This is a genomic window from Rhizobium sp. 10N427 (assembly GCF_056394605.1).
On sequence record NZ_JBFTID010000021.1, the window covers coordinates 70,407 to 76,949 of the forward strand.

7 protein-coding genes are annotated in these 6,543 nt (G+C 56.8%); 5 read left to right on the plus strand and 2 right to left on the minus strand.

Annotated features, from left to right (window positions below; all coding sequences use genetic code 11):
* Window positions 1-9: 9 nt before the first annotated feature.
* The 4 genes from AC1DIJ_RS28475 to AC1DIJ_RS28490 all read left to right on the plus strand — a co-directional run bounded on the left by AC1DIJ_RS28475 (window position 10) and on the right by AC1DIJ_RS28490 (window position 4,260).
* Window positions 10-1,587, plus strand: coding sequence for a sugar ABC transporter ATP-binding protein (locus tag AC1DIJ_RS28475; RefSeq protein WP_112386527.1), 1,578 nt, complete (start codon window positions 10-12; stop codon window positions 1,585-1,587).
* Window positions 1,584-2,576 carry an ABC transporter permease gene (locus tag AC1DIJ_RS28480; protein ID WP_112386526.1) on the plus strand — a complete coding sequence of 331 codons (993 nt, stop codon included), beginning with the start codon at window positions 1,584-1,586 and terminating at the stop codon, window positions 2,574-2,576. The genes AC1DIJ_RS28475 and AC1DIJ_RS28480 overlap by 4 nt, the downstream gene beginning before the upstream one ends.
* Before the next feature lie 57 nt (window positions 2,577-2,633).
* A complete protein-coding gene (locus AC1DIJ_RS28485) occupies window positions 2,634-3,584 on the plus strand; it encodes a substrate-binding domain-containing protein (RefSeq protein ID WP_112386525.1) in 951 nt (316 codons plus the stop codon).
* A gap of 61 nt (window positions 3,585-3,645) precedes the next feature.
* A complete protein-coding gene (locus AC1DIJ_RS28490) occupies window positions 3,646-4,260 on the plus strand; it encodes a DJ-1/PfpI family protein (protein ID WP_112386524.1) in 615 nt (204 codons plus the stop codon).
* A 473-nt stretch (window positions 4,261-4,733) separates the two neighbouring features.
* On the opposite strand, the gene AC1DIJ_RS28495 is transcribed toward AC1DIJ_RS28490, so the two are convergent.
* Window positions 4,734-5,447 (minus strand): nucleotidyl transferase AbiEii/AbiGii toxin family protein, encoded by a 714-nt coding sequence (locus tag AC1DIJ_RS28495; RefSeq protein ID WP_162705930.1) that lies wholly within the window; start codon window positions 5,445-5,447, stop codon window positions 4,734-4,736.
* On the minus strand, window positions 5,386-5,652 hold the full coding sequence (locus AC1DIJ_RS28500) for a hypothetical protein (protein WP_112386522.1): 267 nt from the start codon (window positions 5,650-5,652) through the stop codon (window positions 5,386-5,388). The genes AC1DIJ_RS28495 and AC1DIJ_RS28500 overlap by 62 nt, the downstream gene beginning before the upstream one ends.
* A 205-nt stretch (window positions 5,653-5,857) precedes the next feature.
* On the opposite strand from AC1DIJ_RS28500, the gene AC1DIJ_RS28505 reads away from it, so the two are divergent.
* On the plus strand, window positions 5,858-6,229 hold the full coding sequence (locus AC1DIJ_RS28505; protein ID WP_112386521.1) for a hypothetical protein: 372 nt from the start codon (window positions 5,858-5,860) through the stop codon (window positions 6,227-6,229).
* Window positions 6,230-6,543: the final 314 nt, after the last annotated feature.

Here is a 6,543-nt window from a genome sequence, read left to right on the forward strand (position 1 = left end):
GAGAGCCGAATGCCGAACGTCGTCAGCATCGAGAGGCGGGGGAGGGAAGATGTGAGGGAGATCGGCGAAGCTGTTCGGCATCCGGTTCTGCGCGCGTCGGCTCTGTCGAAGCAATACGGCCCGGTCACGGTCTTGTCCGATATCACGTTGGATATTCTGCCTGGCGAAATCCACGCCATTATCGGCGAAAACGGCGCAGGAAAATCCACTTTCATGCGCTTGCTGTCGGGATACGCCGAGCCGACCGGTGGATCGCTATCGATGGGGACTGGCGAAGTCAGGTTCGCCAAGCCTGAACAGGCCCAGGAAGCCGGTATTGTTCTTGTTCATCAAGAGATCCTGCTTGCCGATGGGCTGACGGTTGCCGAGAACGTGTTTCTCGGCAGGGAGATGATGCGAAATGGTGTTGTCGATGACAAAACCATGCGCCGCCTGACAGCAGAGAAGCTCGCCGAGCTTGGCTGCGTCGCGTCGCCCAACGCACTCGTTCGCGACATTTCGCTCGCGGACCGTCAGCTTGTGCAGATCGCCCGTGCCCTCCTTGACGATTACAAGCTGGTCATCTTCGATGAACCGACAGCTGTTCTCACCGGAGAGGAAGTAGACCGGCTTCTCGTCATCATCCTACGCCTGAGGGCGCAAGGCGCTGCCATCCTTTATATCAGCCATAGGCTCGACGAAGTGCAGCGACTTGCTGACAAGGTCACGGTTCTGCGCGACGGCAAGATGGTAGGGACCTACCCCGGGCAGACGCTCAGCCAAATGGACATGGCGCGTTTGATGGTCGGCCGCGATCTCTCAGCCCTCTATCCCCCAAAGCGGGCACATGCCTTAACCGGGACGATCCTGGCGGTGCGCAATCTCACGGTCCCGGGATTTGCGAGGGACGTTTCATTTGACGTCCGCAAATCAGAAATCCTCGGCTTCGCCGGAATGATCGGCGCTGGTCGAACGGAGCTCTTCGAAGGAATTATGGGCCTGCGTCCAGCCTCTGGCTCGGTCGAATTGTTGGGCAAGTCAATTGATATTCATTCGCCGCGTGCCGCGCTCGACGCTGGCATCGGCTACCTGACCGAGGACCGCAAGGGCAAGGGGCTTCTCCTGCATGAGCGACTCGCCCCGAACCTGACGCTCTCGGCGCTCGGCCGTTTCCATCCTGGCCTTCTCGTGCGACGTCGCCGCGAACAGGAGGCCCTTACAGAGGCGGTCAACCAATATGACATTCGCGTGAAGGACATCGGGGTCAATGCTGGCCAGCTGTCCGGCGGAAACCAGCAAAAGCTTCTTCTTGCAAAAGTCTTGCTCACGAACCCTTCGGTGGTCGTCATCGATGAACCGACGCGCGGAATCGATATCGCTAACAAGGCGCAAATCTACGCCTTCATCCAGCAGCTCGTGTCACAGGGGAAGACTTGCATCGTCGTCTCGTCGGAGATGCAGGAACTCATCGGCATCTGCGATCGCATCGTGGTGATGAGGGAAGGGCGTATCGCAGGTGAAGTGTCCGGGGAGGCTATGACCGAACACGCTGTCGCGCTTCTGGCAACGAGCGACACTGCGGCAAGCAACGAGGGAGGTAGAAGATGACGGTTATTACGGGCACCACGGCGGTTAAGCCGGACCGGGAGTGGAATATCAGATGGTCTGATATTGGTCCGTTCCTCGCACTTGCGGCGCTGATGGTCATCGGCTTCGCAATCAATCAGGACTTCCTGTCGGCGACCAATCTTGCGAATGTGATCACGCGAAGCGCCTTCATAGCCATTATTGCTGTCGGTGCGACATTCGTTATTTCTTCTGGTGGCCTTGATCTTTCGGTCGGCTCGATGGCGGCGTTCATCACCGGGATCACCATCATGTTTATGAATCGGATGGCACCAGAGTGGGGCGTGTCTGCAATCCCCGCGGGGATGGTGGTGGCTGTCGGCGTCGGTCTGTTCTGCGGCTTGATGAACGGCCTTATCGTCACGATCGGGAAAATCGAACCCTTCATTGCAACGCTCGGCACGATGGGGATTTTCAGGGCCCTGATCACCTACATGTCGGACGGCGGCACGATCCCAATCGATCGCAGCCTGCGTGACGCCTATCGACCAGTGTATTTCGGCACGTTCGGGGGCATCCCGTATCCCATCCTGATATCGATCGCGGTTGCGGCGGTAGCGTCGTTCATTCTCTACAAAATGAAGTACGGCCGAAAATGTGCCGCCGTCGGAGCCAACGAAGACGTCGCTCGCTACTCCGGTATCTCCATCATCAAGACACGCACGATCGCCTATGCCATCCAGGGTGCGTGCGTCGCGATTGCTGCCATCTGCTACGTTCCACGGCTCGGTGCGGCGACGCCGACAACGGGTGTCCTCTGGGAACTGCAGGTCATCACCGCTGTAGTGATCGGCGGCACGGCGTTGCGCGGCGGCAAGGGACACGTCTGGGGAACAGTGGCAGGCGCGGTCATTCTCGAATTGATCGCCAATCTCATGGTGCTGTCCGACTTCGTCTCGGAGTACCTGGTGGCCGGTGTACAGGGCGTCATCATCATCATCGCCATGCTCATCCAACGGTTCTCGAAATAGCCCGTGTCAGGACCACACGGGTTCACGATCTTAGGTCCAAATTCTGGGAGGAATGGAATGTCTACGAAGAAATGGATTGCGGCTGCGGCCGTTACGACGTTGCTCACCGCAGGGCACGCGCTCGCCGCCGACAAGAAAGTCGTCGCCGTGTCGATACCGGCTGCAGACCACGGCTGGACGGCAGGGATTGTCTACCATGCACAGGCGGCCGCGAAGGAAATCAACGCCGCATTCCCGAATGTCGAAGTCGTCGTCAAAACCTCGCCGTCGGCCACCGCTCAGGTGAGCGCGCTTGAGGATCTCTCGGCGGGCCGCAAGCTCGATGCGCTGGTCATCTTGCCCTATACATCGGAAGAGCTGACCACTCCTGTGAAAGCCGTCAAGGATTCAGGGACATTCATCACGGTTGTCGATCGCGGTCTTAACGACCCGACGATACAGGACCTCTACCTGGCAGGGGACAACATTGCTGTCGGCCGCAATACGGCAAAATTCATGATCGACAAACTCGGCGGCAAGGGCAATCTCGTCGTGCTGCGCGGCATCCCGACCGTGATCGACGACGAGCGCATTCAAGGCTTTCAGGATGCCATAAAAGGCACGGAGCTGAAGGTGCTCGACATCCAGTACGCCAACTGGAACAGCGACGAAGCGTTTAAACTCATGCAGGATTACCTTGCGAAGTATCCGCAGATCGACGCTGTATGGGCAAACGACGACGATATGCTGCTCGGTGTTCTGGAAGCGGTCAAGGAATCCGGGCGCAAGGACATCAAGCTAGCACTCGGCGGCAATGGCATGAAAGACATCGTCAAGAAGGTCATTGACGGTGATGCAATGACCCCTGTCGAAACACCGTACCCGCCTGCGATGATCAAGACCGCAATATACATGACGGTCGCAAACCTGGTCGGCCAAGCGCCGGTTCGTGGGACGGTCAAGCTGGACGCACCGCTGATTACCCAGGAGAACGCCAAGGAATACTACTTCCCGGATTCTCCCTTCTGATTATCCACGTCAACCGGGGCGGCGAGCGCCGCCCCATCGCATGAGCAAGAGGAGTAAAATCATGCCAGGCAAGAAGATACTGATGCTGACAGGCGAGTTCACAGAGGAATACGAGATTTTCGTTTACCAGCAGGCAATGGAAGCCGTTGGCCATACGGTGCACGTCGTTTGCCCAGACAAGAAGGCCGGCGACCTAATCAAGACCTCTCTGCACGACTTCGAGGGCGACCAGACCTATACCGAAAAGCTCGGACACTTTTTTACGATCAACAAGACCTTCTCCGAGGCCGAGACGCAGCTTGATCAGTATCACGCTGTCTACGCTGCCGGTGGTCGTGGTCCGGAATACATCCGTACCGACAAGCGCGTTCAGGCAATGGTTCGCCATTTCCATGAGAAGCAGAAGCCGATCTTCACAATCTGCCACGGCGTGCAGATCCTCGTGGCTGTCGATGGTGTGGTGCGGGGTAAGAAAGTTGGTGCACTGGGCGCCTGTGAACCGGAGGTTACCTTGGCGGGTGGAACGTATGTCGATCTCTCGCCGACCGAGGCGTATGTCGATGGTACAATGGTCTCCGCAAAAGGCTGGACAGCGCTTGCCGCTTTCATCCGCGAGTGCTTGAAGGTGCTTGGCACCGAGATCCATCACCGGGATGATGTGGCTCGGGCTGCTTAGACCAAACCTTGCACAAAATACTCGAACCCCTGTCCGCCTGCGGGCGGACAGGGAGTTCTTGCCTAGGACTGGAGCCGTCGCCAAAGAGTACCAACGATGTTTAAAACCGGAATCTCAGGCCGAATCCGCAAGGTTCAATCGGAGTGCCTCGCGCGATCTCGATCTCGTTGGAGGCAGCCTGGGAACGCAGCAGTGTTTCGATCCCGGCGGGCGCCTCTATCATCTCTAGCTCAGACATTGGATAGCAATTGTCGATGAAGGGGTCATCCGCTGGGCAACCACCTTCGACAAAATCTCGATCCGCTGCAGATCGCGTTCGCTCATCGCTAGCAATCCATCTGCAATCTCCCAGACGTCATTCAGACCCGGGGAGTGTGACATTCCAACTTTGCAGAAACAGGACATTCCAACTTTGCGGCAGAGACGCCAACCGAAGCGCCACCACCTGTAACTAGCAGACGCAGACGGCTTGGTCAGCCGGCACTTGCCACGAGGACATCCAGGCAAAGCGACTTCGCATTCTGTCGCAAGGGCAGAAAGTCCGGGGTGATCATGAGCGCGTCGATCGCGCTTTGAAGGAACTCGTCTCCGAGCCTGTTGACGGCATCGATGGCTGCTGAACATTTATCAGGATAGCCAGCCAATGCAGTACAGAGTTCGGCTTTCCGACCACTTTCGCTGGCTGCTGCGATGTCGAAGATGTCGCGTGGCGTGATGCTGGCGCCGCGGTAGAAGATTTTCTTGCAAACGATTTCTTCGACCGTTTCCAGATTGATCTGCCGGCCGAGAATTTCCTTCTTGATTACGCCGGGCTCCGATTTCAGTCCTGCCACGATGAAGTCGATTTCGCCGATGCCAGTGAAAACCATTTTCTGGAAATGAGACCCATCGCCTTCATAGGCGGCCGGCGGCGTTTCGAAAATCAAATCGTTGGTCGTTGGATTGAAGAGCGGGAGGAGCTGCGGATCGTCCAGGAAAATATCGACGTCATGGCTTTCGCGATGGTTGATCTGCAGCATCATTGCAGTACCGCCGCCGAAGGACCAATCGGTCACCAACACATGGGGTCGATTGACGTCATCGATGAGCTTGTAGCAATCGCAAAAAGCTCGTCCCAACGGGATGTCATGCGGCCAGAGCGTAAGTCTGCCCCGACCAGGAACCAAACTGCTTTGCCGCCATTGCAAGCACATCGGCCGAGATACCGTTTTCAGACGCGAATTGCATTTGCAGGGAGGGCGAAACGTCCCCAAAAAACGACGAGACGGGACCTGCTGCAGACTTGGCCTTGGTAAAATCCAAAATGCAGGCAACAAGCATCATTTCGTCAAGCGGCTTCGAATAAGGAGCGTTGACGGTTGCGAGAACCAGTTCTGCTGCATTCGTGATCATGTGACGCCACCATCTCCGGCCATCTCTTTCCGGGTTCCAATATACATGGTGCAAGATAGGTGGGCAGTCAAGCGTCAGCGCGGCCACATGGCGCCGGCTCTCGCTCAGTAAGCGCAATGCTAGTGCGTGCCAGCGCGAAAATTAAAGTCTCGCTCGAGGCGATATACAGCCTCCGATCCCGATCTCGGCCGCTGGTCCTAAAGCTATGACGGCGCTAACGGTCACCAGCCAGACGGATGCTGCCGTCACCACGCTTGCCTATGACCAGCAGGGGCGCCTGACGCATCAGCAGGTGCAGGCAGCAGGAGATCCGGCAGCCACCACGATTGATTCTGTATCTTCCCTCGATTTTACGGGCGCGAGCGCAGGCTTGCTGGGTATTTCCTCCAAGGCGGGCGTCGTCGCTAAAGAAGCCAAGCCGATTAGTTCATCGGTTGCCCAACATCTCCGGCAATTGGAAACGTACGGTGCCGAGGGATACAAACTTCTCGAGAATGGGCGGGTGAGATATCATGGAGTGATCGATGCAGCGAAAAAGCCAGTAACGATGATCAGACGGCGGATGGTTCGCGAATGAAATCCAAGCAACGGTTTAACGCGCACGTGGAATCTCCAAAGTGAAGCCATTGAAATTACTGGCATGTCGCACTTGGAAATAGAATGTACCCGGCTACACATCATGTCACAGCTATTTAAAGATGAGACAAAGTACGCAATTTAGAAACGCGACGTTATTCTATTCACTATTACTGGAATTGCAAGATTCTATATTGATGTGTGCTCGGGAATTAGCCGCCGTCCGGGCGGAGATGGCCAGGGTTGCGCAGCTCGGTCGGCGGCGGATGACTCAAGCGCAATCATATACTGCGCTTTCTCAGCCGGATCGCTTAC

Coding starts and splice junctions, on each gene's coding strand:
- AC1DIJ_RS28505 (WP_112386521.1), top strand. CDS start 5,858: ATGACGGCGCTAACGGTCACCAGCCAGACGGATGCTGCCGTCACCACG.
- AC1DIJ_RS28500 (WP_112386522.1), bottom strand. CDS start 5,652: ATGATCACGAATGCAGCAGAACTGGTTCTCGCAACCGTCAACGCTCCT.
- AC1DIJ_RS28485 (WP_112386525.1), top strand. CDS start 2,634: ATGTCTACGAAGAAATGGATTGCGGCTGCGGCCGTTACGACGTTGCTC.
- AC1DIJ_RS28480 (WP_112386526.1), top strand. CDS start 1,584: ATGACGGTTATTACGGGCACCACGGCGGTTAAGCCGGACCGGGAGTGG.
- AC1DIJ_RS28490 (WP_112386524.1), top strand. CDS start 3,646: ATGCCAGGCAAGAAGATACTGATGCTGACAGGCGAGTTCACAGAGGAA.
- AC1DIJ_RS28475 (WP_112386527.1), top strand. CDS start 10: ATGCCGAACGTCGTCAGCATCGAGAGGCGGGGGAGGGAAGATGTGAGG.